Genomic DNA, 14,345 nt, shown 5'->3' on the forward strand with positions numbered 1-14,345 from the left:
GCAAAGGTTTCAGCGTTTCCTCTGCTCTCTGGGCATAAGCGCCATTGTCGGCTTTCTCTTCATCGCCTGCTGGTATGAAACAAATAACCCCTTCCTTCCCAAGGCTCGAAGCAGCTGCTTGAAGCCTTGGGACGAAAGGGGAATGTTCGCGGTACCACCCAGGTTTACTGCAATTTCGCAATTGCAGTCTCATGAGGTAAAGCCGATGCTTTACCTGCAGCATGTTAACGGATGCCAAGCCGGTTGATCCTACTTGCGGGCGTGAAATCACGCCTTCTACGTTCAGTCAACAGCTCCGAGACGACACTATACATGCATTACGACGGAGGTTTCAGCAATCCCTCTGCTCTCTGGACATAAACGCTATTGCATAGCCTTCTCTTCTTCGCTTTATTTGAATTTTTCTGATAATAGCACAGACTCGATTTTTTTTCAAACCGAATTGATACTAAGCTGCTTTATGATTATTGAGCTCTTGTACCCGTTAAGTTTAACCCATTCATGATTGCCCTCCTATACTAAACTCTTGGAGAAGATTCAAGCTGCTCTGAATGCTGGCTCTGATAATCAATTAACAGTTGCTGCATCTTATCCACCGTGCCATCTGGATGAGGAACGTGAATGGAAACGGTCAAATTAGAATCGTTCAAGTAATGAAACGAAACAAGATCAAAATTCAAGATCCCGAGATTCGGACAATGCAGCGTCTTAGGAGCATCAATCGCATCGAGAACCTCGTGAGAATCCCAAAATTCTCGAAACTCCCTGCTAGCCTGTGAAAGCGCCTCGAACTGCTCGGACCACCAAGGATCGTCGACGTGACGTGCATACCCGGCATGGAAATTGGCAACGATTCGCCGAGCATGCAGTTCCCATTGGTCTCCCTTTGCATAGCGGAAACGGGGAGAAGTAAACGTCATCCAGACCAAATTCCGCTCCCTATCCGGCATAACCGTGAGATTCCCATTTAATGCGCAGTAGGCCTCATTCCAGGCAATGATGTTCATGCGCGCATCCATGACATTCGCAGGGGAAGGGTTCTGGCTATCCAAAAAACGTTGAAGTTCCGGTGTTACCCTAGAGGGTTGCTCCGTACCGGCCAAGGGAAATTGCTTACGGGCAAGATGGTAGAGATGCCTGCGTTCCGATTCATCTAACCGAAGCACTTTCGCTATTCGATCAAGGACCTCAGCGGATACGTTGATATGACGCCCTTGTTCCAAATAGGTGTACCAATCCAATCCCACGTCTGCCAGAAGAGCTGCCTCACTGCGGCGAAGTCCGGGTGTTCGTCTGCGTCCGGAATCCGGTAAACCTGCTTGCTCTGGGGTTATTCGTTCACGGCGTGAACGCAAAAAACGGGACAATTCCTCATAACGGTCCAATCTGTTTGCCATGATCTCCATGCCTCCTACCCATTCATGAACGTAGGATTCCCAATCCTACGATAACTAGATCTCTTCCTAGCCGCTTCGGGTCCATTTAGACTAGTTTATGTCCTCCTTAGGAGGAATAGCAAGAATGGATAGACAGTGATGATCGGCCCCACATGTTCAACTCCATTCAAACCCTATCATTGAGGTGATGAAAATGAAAGTAGCCGCCATAGTCGGAAGCATTCGCAAAGATTCATACAATCTGAAGTTAGCCCGTTATATTCAATGAAATGGATGAAGGAGCTCTCCCAATTGAAGCAGCTCCAAAGTCAAAAATAAACAGAAACCTTGGAGGGAATAAAATGTTTGAGCATATCGTGCTATTGAAATTCAAGCCCGATGTTTCTATTGAAGCAAAAGAAAGTGCAATAAAACGCGCGCATGACTTTAAAAGGAACATTCCGGGGATCGTGGAACTTAGCGCCGGGATTAATGTTACGGAGGAAATAGAGCATATGCAGGGGTTTACGCTGGGGATCCGTGTCACTTTTGAGGATCAACAGGCTTGCCGGGATTATATTCAGCATCCCCTGCATCAAAGTTTATTGCAATCCATCGGCCCGTTTGTTGAAGGAATCGTCGTTATGGATTACCCGTTTGCTTAATGTCCCCCTTTAAAACACATTAGAAAGGAGAGATTGCTGAAATGGATAAGAAGCTTGCCGGCAAAGTTGCCTTGGTCACTGGAGCATCCAGAGGAATCGGCAGAACCATTGCCGAGTATTTAGCGAATCATGGCGCCAAGGTGGTTATCAATTTTGCGAATCGTGCAGATCAGGCGGCAGAAGTTGTACAGAATATTCAAAGGAATGGCGGAGAAGCCGCAGCAATTCAGGCCGATATCAGCCGAACCGCGGTCGTTCCCTGACCTGCATCATGTTGCTCAGTTCCCCTGTCGGGAAACGAGCGGCTTTTTCTTGACCTTGAAGGTACCTTTGGCCGGATTGCTTCTTGGATTAAAAAACGCGGCGTATTTACACTCACTTGAACTGCACCTCCAAATTTATCCTTTCCGCGATGGAAGTGACATTGATCGGCTCCTGCTCTCCGATGCACGCAATGATGTGCAGTTCCGTCATATTCAAGCTGAATTCCGATTCAATATGCTTCCGGATATCCTCCAGGTATGTGGCAGTTATTCGGACTTCATATTGCTCTTTTTGCTCAAGAAACTTAACGAAAAATCCATGAATGGCGGTTTTGTTCTTACTGGCAGTATCCATGATTATGCTGACTCCCTCGACTTAATTGTTTATTATATCATATATTGTTTCCTAAGAAACAAACAGGCATGCTCATATTAAGATTGGGGTTGACAGGATAAAGAGTGACTAAGTACAGTAAAATTGTTTCATATGAAACAATTTTATATATAATTTTTATCATACCCTTTTTAACAAGCAATAAAAAAGATTCTAACGAAACAATAATTAATGAAGGAATGTGCATACCTGCCAATGGCAATCGTGAATCCGAAGACATTGACGGATAAGGTTACATCTGTAATTTCTCATGTCGTGGTAACTACTGCCTCCAAACTGGCCTTCATCTCAGGTCAGGTTTCTGTAGATGAAACAGGAGTCTTGGGCGGTTCAGGGGACTATTACGCGCAAGCGATTCAAGTGTTCACCAATCTTAAGTATGCATTGGAAGCCGTGCAAGCAGATCCACTGTATATTGCAAAAATGAATATTTTTGTGGTAAACCACAACCCGGAATTGATTTCGATTATTTTTGACGGAGGATTTTATGTGTTTGGCCCTAACTGGCCGAAGACAGCAAGTACCTATATAGGCGTTCAAGCACTAGCCGATCCTGAATGGCTTATCGAAATAGACGCTATCGTGATCTTCCCATAATGTTTAAGAAAAGAGGTTATTTATATGAAATATGAAGTCATCCTTATCGGTGGCGGACCTGTCGGCATGATGTTGGCTGGGGAATTGGCATTAGCCGGTGTAAAGGTCTGCGTCATTGAACGATTAAAAGAGACAACTCCATATTCACGTGCGCTTACCGTCCATCCACGAACCCTTGAAATATTAGATATGCGTGGAGTGAAATCACAATTAATCAGTCAAGGCCGCTTACTTTCGAGAGGACATTTTGCCGGATTAGAAACCCCCTTGGATTTCTCGGTGTTGGATTCTTCTTCCAATCACACCCTCTTTTTACCGCAGAGTGAGACGGAGAAGGTGCTGGAGGAATGGGCGCTTAACCTTGGCGCAGAGGTCTGGAGAGAGGTTGAGGCTCTATCTGTGCACCAGGATGAGGATGGGGTTGACGTTAAGATCGCGGGACCTCATGGAGAAACAACGTTAAGATCAGCTTATGTGGTAGGTACGGATGGAGCTAGAAGTTTGGTTCGCAAGCATGCAAACATATCATTTGAAGGTACAGATGCGACCTTCACGGCTATTCTGGGGGATGCCGTTCTATCTGAATTGGCTCCTATGAGTGTCATATCCCGGATTACAGAAAAAGGATTGGTCAGCATCATGCCAATCAATGATCATATCTACCGAGTCTTGATTATCGATATGGAGAGACGTAACATCTCTAAGGATGAGACCGTTACATTGGAAGAGTTTCGTTCATCGCTCATCCGTACGACCGGAAGCGACTTGGGATTGAACGATGTGAAATGGATGTCCCGTTTTGGAAATGCGACGCGGCAAGCGGGACGCTATCGGAATGGTCGATTGTTTTTGGCCGGAGATTCGGCGCACATTCATTTTCCGGCTGGTGGACAGGGAATGAACGTCGGCTTACAAGAAGCGATGAACTTAGGCTGGAAGCTTGCAGGAGCAATTAAAGGCTGGGCTCCGGACTGGCTATTGGACAGTTATCATACCGAACGTTTCCCATGGAATACGGCCTTACTCCGGAATACCGAGGTCCAAACCCTGCTTTTAGACGTGACTCCTCCCATCACGGAACTGCGAAGCATGTTGGCTAATCTGATTCAAATACCGGAGGCTAATTATCAAATCGCTGCACAAATTTCCGCAATGGATGTACATTATGCACCCGACGCCGAAGCGCCTTCCCATCCTTTAAATGGGAAACGGTTCAAGGATCTCAGCTTAACGCTGAAAGACGGGCAATTGATTAACGCCTATCCGCTCCTGCACAAAGGTACTTTTCTTCTGTTGCATTTTCATTCTAATGAACAGAATAGCGGCCAATGGGAAACGTGTAGCAATCTTCAAGTTGTTCATGCCTCTTTGGCTGAGGCTGACGCGGATTGGAACGACGTCCACACGGCGCTTATTCGGCCGGATGGACATATTGCCTGGGCGATTCCTCTATCCGATCCGAATCCCATGCAAACCATAAATGAAGGAATCACTCGCTGGTGCGGAGACATTACAGATTAGTAATTCGTTTGAGGTGTGTAACCGCCTCCCCCTTACCCATGATCCTGGCGCTTTACCACTATTTGTGGTATTGGTTCAACTTAACGCACCCGGTCCAGAAGCTATAATCAAGCAAACATGCACAGCAGGCCACCGAAGAAATCGGTGACCTGATCTGATATTATTTGTTCAACTTATATAGAAGCCTGGTTTTCAAACTTCCGCATTGCCGGTTACGCTCCATTTCGTTCCGCAACTGCAGATCGGCGACGCATGGATAATGAAATTATAGCCGGGATGAGTCCAATGGCAACGAAAGCTCCGCCAAGCAAACCAACGGATGCTAGCGAGATGCTTTCTACAACAATGCCTCCGATTACAGCCCCTACAGCCATGCCCAACTGCACAATAGAATTATTCAAACTCAGGATGATCCCCGAAGCCTGAGGGGCCATGCCGATTAAATAAACTTGTTGAACTGGCCCCGTCGACCAAGCGAAAAAGGACCATAACATTAGCAAAGGCAACACGATCATGGGCGAGTGGGAGAACGCCGTCAGTAATAATAATATTCCCGAGTGAAAGAGCAAGCCTCCAATCATCGTACGGGGGATACCCCATTTATCTGCACCGTAACCGCCAACTTGGGACCCTATGAGACTGGCCAGCCCAAACGCAAACAACCCGATGTTTACCATCCCTTCACTCATCCCCGTAATGTCCAGGAGAAACGGCGTTATATAGGTGTACAGCATCGTATAGCCTAGTATCCAGAAAAAACTGATGGAAAGCGCGACAGTGATTCGGGGGCTTTTTAATAAGGCAAGCTGTTCCCGAATAGGAACGGGAGCCTCTCCTTCCGATCTCGGAATCGCCAGCAAAAGGACCAGCATCGCGATCAAGCTCAGGGCTCCGACTCCTGTGAAGATGATTTTCCAATCATGTGAGCCCGCAATGATTCTCCCAAGCGGTACCCCTAAAATAAGTGCGAGATTAAAGCCCACTAGAACCGTGGCGATTGCGCTGCCCTGTTTTCCTGGATGAGATATTTTAGCGGCAACCGTCAGGGCGACGACCATAAATACCCCCGTGCTGATCGCCAAGATAATTCTTGCTCCAAGCAGCATGCCGTAGCCTGTAGTTGTGACCGTGATCAAGTTCCCTACGAAAAATAATCCCAAAGCCGACAGCATAAGCTTTCTTCGATCCATTTTTGCCGTGAGCGCAATTAGGATCGGGGTGCCGATGGCATAAGCAAGCGAGTAGACCGTAATCAACTGTCCGGCCGCCGCTACCGACACTCCAATATCACTTGCAAGCATATCCAAGATGCCGGCAATCACGAACTCTGAAGTTCCAACTAAAAAGCTGACAATGGCTAAAATATAAATTTTCCATGAATTTCTCATCTATTTCTCCTCTTTTCATTTCAACAGATCTAAATCTATAGAAATCATATTTAAAAAAAATGCTCAATTCGCCGACTTCACTTCTCGGCCCAATCAAGCCTCCTCGTTCCAAGCGTTCGTGGTCTGCTTTAAGCGTTATGGCCAGATGTCTGACGTGCCAGCTCCTTACGGACAATCGGCGCTACTTTGGTCCCTAGAAGCTCAATCGTTTGCAGTAAATCGCGATGCGGCAGCGAACTGAAATCGTTGTACATCATGAAGCGAGTCAAGCCAAGATTCTTATGCAGCAGCACGATTTTTTCTGCGATGTATTCGGGATCACCGACGTATAGAGCGCCATGAAGGTTGCGGGCTGAATCGTACGAGTCACGTGTATAGGTAGACCAGCCTCGTTCCCGTCCAATGTGGTTCATTTGGCCAGCCATGACAGGGTAATACCGCTTAGCAGCCTCTTGTGCCGTATTCGAAATAAAGCCATGCGAATGTGTAGCAATTTGCAGCTTATTCGGATCGTGACCAGCTTTCACGGCGGCTTCTTTATAAAGCTCCACTAAGGGTGCGAATCTTTGCGGCTCCCCTCCCAGGATTGAGAAGGCAATAGGAAGTCCCAGCAAGCCGGCCCGAACAGCTGATTCCGGATTGCCGCCCGTACCGATCCAGACAGGCAAAGGCTCCTGCTGTGCACGAGGATAGACGCCCATGTTGTCAATCGCCGGGCGATGACCGCCACGCCAGGTCACTTTTTCGGAAGCGCGAATCTTCAACAGCAGTTCCAGTTTCTCTTCATACAATTCCTCGTAATGCTTCAGGTCATAGCCGAATAGCGGGAACGACTCGATGAACGAACCCCGTCCGGCCATGATTTCCGCTCGCCCGTTCGACAGACCGTCCAACGTTGCAAAGTCCTGATATATCCGCACCGGATCGTCCGAAGATAGCACCGTCACTGCGCTCGAGAGCCGGATCCGCTTCGTTGTAGCTGCAGCTGCGGCCAGAATGACAGCTGGCGACGAGCTTGTGTATTCGATGCGATGATGCTCGCCGATGGCATAGACGTCAAGGCCGACCTGATCTGCCAATTGGATTTCTTCGATCGCCTGGCGCAGCCTCTGGGCATGCGAGACACCGCCATTTCCGGGATTTGCATGAAGGAAGGTGCTCATTCCAATCTCCATCGTATTCGTTTGACCGCTCATAGTAATTCTCTCCTTCTTAATATGGAATAGGGGGGATTAGTAAAAAACTGTTGAATAATCATTCCAAATCGACTCGTTCGCTAAAATCCATTTAAGTATAAGCCTCAATCAATTCTATAGTTCTAAACTTATAGAATTGATTTCCGAAAAAATTACGCCAACAAAAAGGGCGCAAATTTTTCCGCTATTTCTCGATTGACGTTATAGTGAATAAACGATCCATTCTTGCGAGAATCAATCAAGCCAGAGTCCGTCAATTGCTTTAAATGATGCGATAGCGTCGAGCCTGCAACCGATTCAAGCCTTTCACCGACGGCGGTGAAGCATAAATCGCTCTCTTTCGCGAGCAGTAAAGCGATTTTCAACCGGGTTGGTTCCCCCAAAGCTTTATACACTTTAACCGCTTGCCCGATATCTTCTTGATTTTCTCCCACTGTATCCACCTCCCCGCATATCTTCTGCAGTTCTATAACTATCGAAATCAAGTTTAGCACCATGTCATTCAAATGTAAAGGGCAGATCTGAACCCTGCTCCTTCTACTTCGCTAATTTTATTCCTCGACGGCGATGCCGGCAGCTCTTAAATGCCCGTAGGCAACGATTCTGCTAAACTGAGATGAAACTTCATCTGCAGGAAGGGGTTTATCGTTTTTAATCCACCAAATTACAATCCCCATGAAAGACGAACCGAGGTATTCGATCAGCAATTCCTTGGATATCGCTAATGGGGAGTTTCCCTGAGCAGGTTTCCACCCCTCAATTAATTTATCTTTAATGATATTTTCCATTTTCGCTTGAAACTGATAGATTCTATTCTCATCTATTAACATGGAATGATAAAAGGTCAAATTTAGAGAAATATGCTCCAGTACAGTTTGCATGACTGTCTCGAGTAGAGAAATACTGAAAGGATTCATGCTGATGGGACTAAGAACGACCGCATCCTTTAGTTCGCTCAACAATTCATTCATACATGTATCTAATAAATCAGGCTTGTTTTGGTAGTGGAGATAAAATGTGTTTCGATTGATCATAGCCCGATCGGCAATATCCTGGATCGTTATGGATTCATATCCCTTTTCCTGAATAAGCTCATAAAACGCCTTTCGAATTGATTGTTTCGTGCGCAGTATTCTTAGGTCGGTTTTCTTGTTCATTGTTTTCGTTCCCCCTACATTTATTTAGGTCGTTAAGCGACAAATTTTTATGAGTTGTCTGTTATCCATCATAACTAAAAATATTGAATATTGAGCGTTATATTAGCCTCTATTATAATGAGCAAGAGATAAATAAACAACGTAATGTTCATTATTTATCTAATGACCAAAAAAAATTCCAAGGAGGATATTCCAATGACATCCAATCATCAACATGAGCTTGTTCGCAAGGCAGTCGCCGTACTGGAAAGTTTTGAGAGCGGCAATCCCGAAGCGATTACGGCTTACGTTCATCCAGATCAATATATTCAGCATAACCAGGCCTTACTCGATGGTCGTGAAACCATGCTTGGTGCTCTAGATCATTTAAAGGAAATTGGTACAAAGGTAAGCATTAAGCGGGCTTTAGTTGACGGAAATTATGTGGCACTTCATTCTGTATATCATTTTCACGGCCCTAAAATCGTATTTGATATCTTCCGTTTTGAGAATGGACTAATCATTGAGCACTGGGATAATTTGCAAGAGATGGTGGAGAAGACACCAAGCAATCATACAATGATTGACGGACCGGTTACGATTAAGGATATCGACAAGACGGATGCCAACAAGGCATTTGTCAGAAGCTATGTTGAGAACATCTTGCTCGGGAAGAACCCTGACCTGCTTGCCTCTTACTTTGATGGAGATCACTACATTCAGCATAGTCCGCATATTGCAGATGGCCTTTCAGGTCTTCACACTGCTTTGCAGGCTCTGAAGGAGAAAAATGTTGAGTTTCAATATACTCATGTCCATCAAGTTATCGGTCAAGGCGATTTTGTTCTTACAATGAGTGAAGGTCTGTTTGATGGTCAGCATACCGCTTTCTACGATTTGTTCCGCGTAGAGGATGAAAAGATCGCTGAGCATTGGGACGTAATCGAGGCCATCTTGCCGGCAGAAAAACGAAAAAATTCGAACAGTAGATTTTGAAGTTTGTGTAGCTGAATCTCTAGAAAGACATCGCCGAAATTTAAGTGCGGTGATGTCTTTCGATTCACGAATGTACTTGAGTGATCATTTTTGTAATCAAATGGAAACAGAAGCGTTGCTGCAGCAACGCTATTTTTGTTCATTGCCATGAAGTGACCGTGTAATGCAGCCATATTATATGGTGGACCTTTCACATATGAACATCGCGGTTGATAGTCAACCATATGTTCGTTATAAAGAGACGAGGAGTAGTGGATCGTGAAAATGCTGACACAAAAAATGATGTGGCTGGGAATGGTGCTCGTCCTGATCGTGTTGACCATATTCGGGGTAGCGATGATGGGATCGGTGCTTGGATCGAAGCCAAAGGAGGTCCCGGTGGCCCTCGTTATCCTTGACCAGCCGGCGGAGCTGCCGACTGGAGGAACGTTTGCGGTAGGGGAAGTGATCCGGGAAAAGTTGCTGTCGAGCCCGGCAATGCCGCTCGTCTGGCATGTCGTGGATTCCGAGGAAAAGGCTCGGGAAGGACTGGATAAACGCGAATATTACGGAGCGATGGTGATTCCGGCGGATCTGAGCAGCGGTTTACTCTCGTTAGCAACTCACTCGCCGATTCAGCCAAATGTAAAGATCATCTCCAACGAGGGTATGAACACCCAAGCTTCGATGGTCGTAGGACAGGCAATGGGACAAGCGATGAAAATGATCAACGGAGAACTGTTGCAGCAGCTGCTTGGGCAGATCGGACAGCAAACGGAGCAAATTCCGGTTGAAACGGCTAAAGCTTTAATGACACCGGTAAACGTTCAGGAGGAAGTCGTGCATCCACCGGGAGTGAATAATGTGGCGGGGAATGCGCCGGGTTTGTTGACCCAGATTATATGGATCAGCAGCATGGTGACCGGAGTCGTCCTGTTCCTGGCTAGCCAGAAGGCGGTCGCCGCGGGTTCAAGGAGATGGACAGTCAGCGCGCTGCAAGCTATCGGGGGGCTTGCGATCGTCGGCATAGCCTCGTGCTACACCATATGGATGGCTTCGTCGTGGTACGGCATGGAACTGGCGAACGCGGGGGAGACGTGGTTGTTCTTATGGTTGGCTGGATCGGCGTTCTTCTTGTTGCAATCTTCCTTGCTGAATTGGATCGGATTCCGGGCAATGCCGCTGCTCGTACTGCTGATGTTCTTCTCCGTGCCGCTCCTGAACATGGCTCCGGAGTTCTTGTCGCAGACGACGCGAGATTGGATCTATTCGTGGACGCCACTGCGGTTCGCGGCAGGAGGGCTACGCGAAGTAATGTACTTCGGCGGACTGGACGCAGCTCACTCAAACGCCTTGATTTTGTGGGGCGTCGCCGTTGGATTTTTGGTCTTGCTGCTCTCTTCCGGATTTAGGTTCGGTCGAGCGACAGATGCCGCTCCTACTTCTGTTACAAGCGATTAAAATAAAGTAAGAACAATCAACGATGCGTTGTACTTCCTTTTTTACGCTCATGTAATTATTAAATTGCGTTAAATGTGCGTTTAATGTAATCCCTTTTTACCCATCTTTATTATTCTCAATATTCGTGCCCAAGACCATTTCTGGGAAGTATTAAAAAGTTATAAAAAAAGCAAAAACCCTTGATGATATACCATCAAGGGTTTTCTTTGTATGGAGCCTAGGGGGATCGAACCCCTGACCTCATCGCTGCCAGCGATGCGCTCTCCCAGCTGAGCTAAGGCCCCGTAAGCGACTTCTATATCATATAAAAAATCAGCAGGCATGTCAACAGGTTTTTCACATTTTTTGATGACGTGCTGTATCCCTTTTACTTCTCTATATAATGTCACTTATCGATGATGAGGATGGGCTCCTTGAGAGCACCGGAAGAGCACCTGGATCACGCAGAACCCTGGCGCTCTTACAGCTCCTGACCGTCCGTATCCTTGGACAGCAGGCTTTTCAGTTCCTTCATAAACATATTGATATCCTTGAACTGCCGATACACGGACGCAAACCGGACGTACGCTACCTCATCGACCGGATACAGCCGTTCCATCAGAAGCTCCCCGATCTGGCGGCTCTCCACCTCTGCTGCTGCGGTATTGCGCAGTGCCTTCTCGACATCCGATACGATCATATCCAGCTGGTCCACGGATACCGGGCGCTTCTCGCATGCTCGGATCAAACCGCGGAGTACCTTCTCCCGGCTGAATTCTTCGCGGCTTCCATCCTTCTTCACAACAATCAGCGGCGTTTCCTCCACCATCTCAAAGGTTGTGAATCTCTTGCTGCACTGTTCGCATTCCCTGCGGCGGCGGATGGATTTATTCTCGTTGGCAGGCCTGGAATCCAGCACTTTCGTTCCGGCATAACTGCAATATGGACACTTCATAAAGTCATCTTCACTTCCTTTGTTTCAGCGTATTTTAGCCTTAATGGCGCTAATGAAAAATTTACCAGCAAAACTTTTTTCTTTTATGTTATGAAAATGCGAAACCCGAGACATAATACTTTTACCAACCCAAGGAGGTGAACTTAACATGGCACAAAGCAACAACAACTCCAACAACCTGGTTGTTCCTCGCGCAAACGCTGCTCTTGAGCAATTGAAGTACGAGGTAGCTCAAGAACTTGGTATCTCCATTCCACAAGACGGATACCAAGGTAACATGACTTCCTACGAGAACGGTTCGATCGGGGGATACATCACAAAGCGTCTTGTAACCCTGGCCGAGCAACAATTGGCTGGTCAATTCTCCGGTCAATAATTGATTCTTCCTTAAAAAAGGAGTGTTGGACGGCTCGATGTAAGAGCCTGTCCAGCGCTCTTTTTTCGTTAAAAGCCGTCCTTATACACATCCGTATATTGATTATAATAATAAATCACGCGCTGTACATAGTGGCGGGTTTCCCCGATGGGAATACTCTTCACATTCTCATAGGTTCCATCCCACATGCCCTTGTTGATCCAATTCTTGACGTTCCCGGGGCCTGCATTATAGGCGGCGATGGCGGCAATCGGGTTGCCGTCCATTTCCTTGTGCAGGTTCTGAATATACCAGGTGCCCAGCTGGATATTCGCATCCACTTCATTCTTTACGTTCAGCAGGTTTACCGATGGCAGCTTGGCCATTTCCATCGCCCAATTGGCCGTATCCGGCATCAGCTGCATAATGCCCAGGGCGCCTTTCTTGGACTCCTTACCCGGCTTGAAGTTCGTCTCGACACGAATGATGGATGCCACCAGGAACGGATCGACCTCATAGTAAGCGGCATGCTTCCGAATTTCATCCTTATAATGAATCGGATACAGCAAGGTCATCCAGTTCGAGCTCAGATACAGAAGCGCTACAAAAGAGACAAACAGCAGAAGCAGCACTCTTTTTTTACGGAGCCACTTCATAGACTAACCAACCTGCCCCACAGGTTGTCCACCTGCTGCTGTGTCTCGGCCAATGTTCCGCTGTTATCGATGAGGATATCCGCCAGACGCTTCTTCTCCTCGATATCCATCTGACTGTTTAAACGCGCTTCTGCCGCTTCCCTGTTAAGATCATCGCGTACCATCAGACGCTCAAGCTGCAGCTCTCGCGGTACATAAACAACAGCGATCTGGTCAAGATAAGAATAATGCTCCTTGGCCTCAAGCAGCAGCGGGATATCCGCTACGACCAGCCGGTCGGGATACTGCCGCTCATACGCTTCCGTCCGTTCCCGGATTTCCTGCCGTATCGCCGGATGCGTGATCTCATTCAATACCGTTCTCTGCTCGGGATGATGGAAAATCACTTCCCCGAGTTTTTTTCGATTCAACGTACCGTCCTCAAACAGGATCGCTTGTCCAAAATGTTCGGTCACTTTACCTAGCACCGGATGACCCGGGAGCATGACTTCCCGGGCGATGAGATCCGCATCGACGAGAAGTGCTCCCTTCATGGTCAACATGGAGGACACGGTGCTCTTGCCAGTTGCAATTCCTCCGGTTAAACCGATATTCATGACTTCACCTCATAACAGCTTCATTATACCCATGACGATTAACAAAAAAGCAGGCAAATAAGAGATAAAACGCATCCCGCCCTTGGATGCAAAGCGTAATCCAACCCTCATGCCCAGCACCAGAAATATCCCGCTAAACAAAGAAACAACAGCCGCGGTACCTAACGGTGAGAAGCCCAGCATGGCAGCGCCAAGCCCTGCGCCGAACGCATCGAGCGATAACGCGATCCCGAGCCACATCGCCTCCCACGGGGAGATGCTGCCGGAGTCGTCCAGATCCGCCTTCGAGGGACTGCGGAGAATTTGAATGACAACCCCGGCCTTCGGAATCTCAAGAGAGAATACCGCCCGCTGAAGATGCACTTGACCTGCCGTGTTAACCTCACGTCTTGATTTCACTTGATGGTCAGATGTCTTCGTTTCCATAAGAGACTTCGAAATATCCTTACTGGAAACCGGCTGCACATCTGACTCGCTTTTTCTGCGAACTTGCTGATATAGAGACCATAAGCCCAGCAGAATCAAAATGGCGGCTCCGATCACGGACGCCACGGATGGGGATAAGAACCGCTGTAACAGCGCGCCCGCCTGCATGGAGGCGCCAAGCACCAAGCCGGAACATAGCGAGATGATTAATACAGACAGCAGCGGTATCCTTGTTTTGCGCAGACCGTATGTAACCCCCGCACCGAATCCGTCCAGGCTTAATGCCATGGCCAGCAGCGCAGACGAGAAAATATGACTGAGCACCCTTTTCCCTCCTCGTAAGCTCCACATCAAGCGGCTCATTCATGAAGAAGAGCAGCTCCATGCGCTCCACATATGTTCCACA

The 14,345-nt window shown here is 47.4% G+C and carries 17 protein-coding genes and 1 tRNA gene; 7 read left to right on the top strand and 11 right to left on the bottom strand.

Annotated features, from left to right (window positions below):
- Window positions 1–518 precede the first annotated feature (518 nt).
- On the bottom strand, window positions 519–1,397 hold the full coding sequence (locus tag M4D81_RS21850) for a helix-turn-helix transcriptional regulator (protein ID WP_260068041.1): 879 nt from the start codon (window positions 1,395–1,397) through the stop codon (window positions 519–521).
- A gap of 341 nt (window positions 1,398–1,738) precedes the next feature.
- On the opposite strand from M4D81_RS21850, the gene M4D81_RS21855 reads away from it, so the two are divergent.
- A complete protein-coding gene (locus tag M4D81_RS21855; protein WP_260068042.1) occupies window positions 1,739–2,041 on the top strand; it encodes a Dabb family protein in 303 nt (100 codons plus the stop codon).
- 41 nt (window positions 2,042–2,082) lie between these two features.
- The gene (locus tag M4D81_RS21860; protein WP_311200692.1) at window positions 2,083–2,304 is read left to right on the top strand and encodes an SDR family NAD(P)-dependent oxidoreductase; all 222 of its coding nucleotides are present in this window, start codon (window positions 2,083–2,085) and stop codon (window positions 2,302–2,304) included.
- Between the two features lie 112 nt (window positions 2,305–2,416).
- On the opposite strand, the gene M4D81_RS21865 is transcribed toward M4D81_RS21860, so the two are convergent.
- Complete coding sequence (locus M4D81_RS21865; protein ID WP_260068043.1) at window positions 2,417–2,659, bottom strand: MarR family transcriptional regulator; 243 nt, start codon at window positions 2,657–2,659, stop codon at window positions 2,417–2,419.
- Window positions 2,660–2,893: 234 nt separating this feature from the next.
- Here M4D81_RS21865 and M4D81_RS21870 point away from each other — a divergent pair, with 234 nt between their 5' ends.
- Both M4D81_RS21870 and M4D81_RS21875 read left to right on the top strand, forming a co-directional pair.
- Window positions 2,894–3,295 carry a RidA family protein gene (locus M4D81_RS21870; protein WP_260068044.1) on the top strand — a complete coding sequence of 134 codons (402 nt, stop codon included), beginning with the start codon at window positions 2,894–2,896 and terminating at the stop codon, window positions 3,293–3,295.
- A 24-nt stretch (window positions 3,296–3,319) separates the two neighbouring features.
- On the top strand, window positions 3,320–4,816 hold the full coding sequence (locus M4D81_RS21875) for a monooxygenase (protein ID WP_260068045.1): 1,497 nt from the start codon (window positions 3,320–3,322) through the stop codon (window positions 4,814–4,816).
- 212 nt (window positions 4,817–5,028) lie between these two features.
- Here M4D81_RS21875 and M4D81_RS21880 read toward each other — a convergent pair whose 3' ends face one another.
- The 4 genes from M4D81_RS21880 to M4D81_RS21895 all read right to left on the bottom strand — a co-directional run bounded on the left by M4D81_RS21880 (window position 5,029) and on the right by M4D81_RS21895 (window position 8,557).
- Window positions 5,029–6,204, bottom strand: coding sequence for an MFS transporter (locus M4D81_RS21880; protein WP_260068046.1), 1,176 nt, complete (start codon window positions 6,202–6,204; stop codon window positions 5,029–5,031).
- A 128-nt stretch (window positions 6,205–6,332) separates the two neighbouring features.
- Window positions 6,333–7,400, bottom strand: a complete 1,068-nt coding sequence (locus tag M4D81_RS21885) for an Atu2307/SP_0267 family LLM class monooxygenase (protein WP_260068047.1) — start codon at window positions 7,398–7,400, stop codon at window positions 6,333–6,335.
- A 152-nt stretch (window positions 7,401–7,552) separates the two neighbouring features.
- Complete coding sequence (locus M4D81_RS21890) at window positions 7,553–7,834, bottom strand: ArsR/SmtB family transcription factor (RefSeq protein WP_071218110.1); 282 nt, start codon at window positions 7,832–7,834, stop codon at window positions 7,553–7,555.
- Between the two features lie 117 nt (window positions 7,835–7,951).
- Window positions 7,952–8,557 carry a TetR/AcrR family transcriptional regulator gene (locus M4D81_RS21895; RefSeq protein WP_260068048.1) on the bottom strand — a complete coding sequence of 202 codons (606 nt, stop codon included), beginning with the start codon at window positions 8,555–8,557 and terminating at the stop codon, window positions 7,952–7,954.
- Between the two features lie 195 nt (window positions 8,558–8,752).
- Between M4D81_RS21895 and M4D81_RS21900 the strand changes: the two genes are divergently transcribed.
- Window positions 8,753–9,532 (top strand): nuclear transport factor 2 family protein, encoded by a 780-nt coding sequence (locus M4D81_RS21900; protein ID WP_260068049.1) that lies wholly within the window; start codon window positions 8,753–8,755, stop codon window positions 9,530–9,532.
- Between the two features lie 258 nt (window positions 9,533–9,790).
- Entirely contained in the window at window positions 9,791–10,972 is a 1,182-nt protein-coding gene (locus M4D81_RS21905) for a YhgE/Pip domain-containing protein (protein WP_260068050.1), read from the top strand.
- A gap of 211 nt (window positions 10,973–11,183) precedes the next feature.
- Here the strand turns inward: M4D81_RS21905 and M4D81_RS21910 are convergent.
- Together M4D81_RS21910 and nrdR are read right to left on the bottom strand one after the other, a co-directional pair.
- Window positions 11,184–11,256 (bottom strand) — tRNA-Ala (locus M4D81_RS21910).
- 176 nt (window positions 11,257–11,432) lie between these two features.
- Window positions 11,433–11,906, bottom strand: a complete 474-nt coding sequence (gene nrdR / locus M4D81_RS21915) for a transcriptional regulator NrdR (RefSeq protein ID WP_071218088.1) — start codon at window positions 11,904–11,906, stop codon at window positions 11,433–11,435.
- A gap of 148 nt (window positions 11,907–12,054) precedes the next feature.
- On the opposite strand from nrdR, the gene M4D81_RS21920 reads away from it, so the two are divergent.
- The gene (locus M4D81_RS21920) at window positions 12,055–12,282 is read left to right on the top strand and encodes an alpha/beta-type small acid-soluble spore protein (protein ID WP_053492022.1); all 228 of its coding nucleotides are present in this window, start codon (window positions 12,055–12,057) and stop codon (window positions 12,280–12,282) included.
- A 68-nt stretch (window positions 12,283–12,350) separates the two neighbouring features.
- Here the strand turns inward: M4D81_RS21920 and M4D81_RS21925 are convergent, their stop codons facing one another.
- From M4D81_RS21925 to M4D81_RS21935, 3 genes are read right to left on the bottom strand one after another with little or no spacing between them, the layout of a single operon-like run.
- Window positions 12,351–12,917: a lytic transglycosylase domain-containing protein gene (locus tag M4D81_RS21925; RefSeq protein ID WP_071218087.1), complete on the bottom strand. Its 567-nt coding sequence runs from the start codon at window positions 12,915–12,917 to the stop codon at window positions 12,351–12,353.
- Window positions 12,914–13,513: a dephospho-CoA kinase gene (gene coaE, locus M4D81_RS21930; protein WP_260068051.1), complete on the bottom strand. Its 600-nt coding sequence runs from the start codon at window positions 13,511–13,513 to the stop codon at window positions 12,914–12,916. Before coaE ends, M4D81_RS21925 begins: the two co-directional genes overlap by 4 nt.
- Before the next feature lie 9 nt (window positions 13,514–13,522).
- Entirely contained in the window at window positions 13,523–14,263 is a 741-nt protein-coding gene (locus tag M4D81_RS21935; protein ID WP_260068052.1) for an MntP/YtaF family protein, read from the bottom strand.
- Window positions 14,264–14,345 lie beyond the last annotated feature (82 nt).

Origin of the sequence: Paenibacillus sp. p3-SID867 (genome assembly GCF_025142895.1) — a bacterium.
Taxonomy (GTDB): Bacteria; Bacillota; Bacilli; order Paenibacillales; family Paenibacillaceae; genus Paenibacillus_AQ.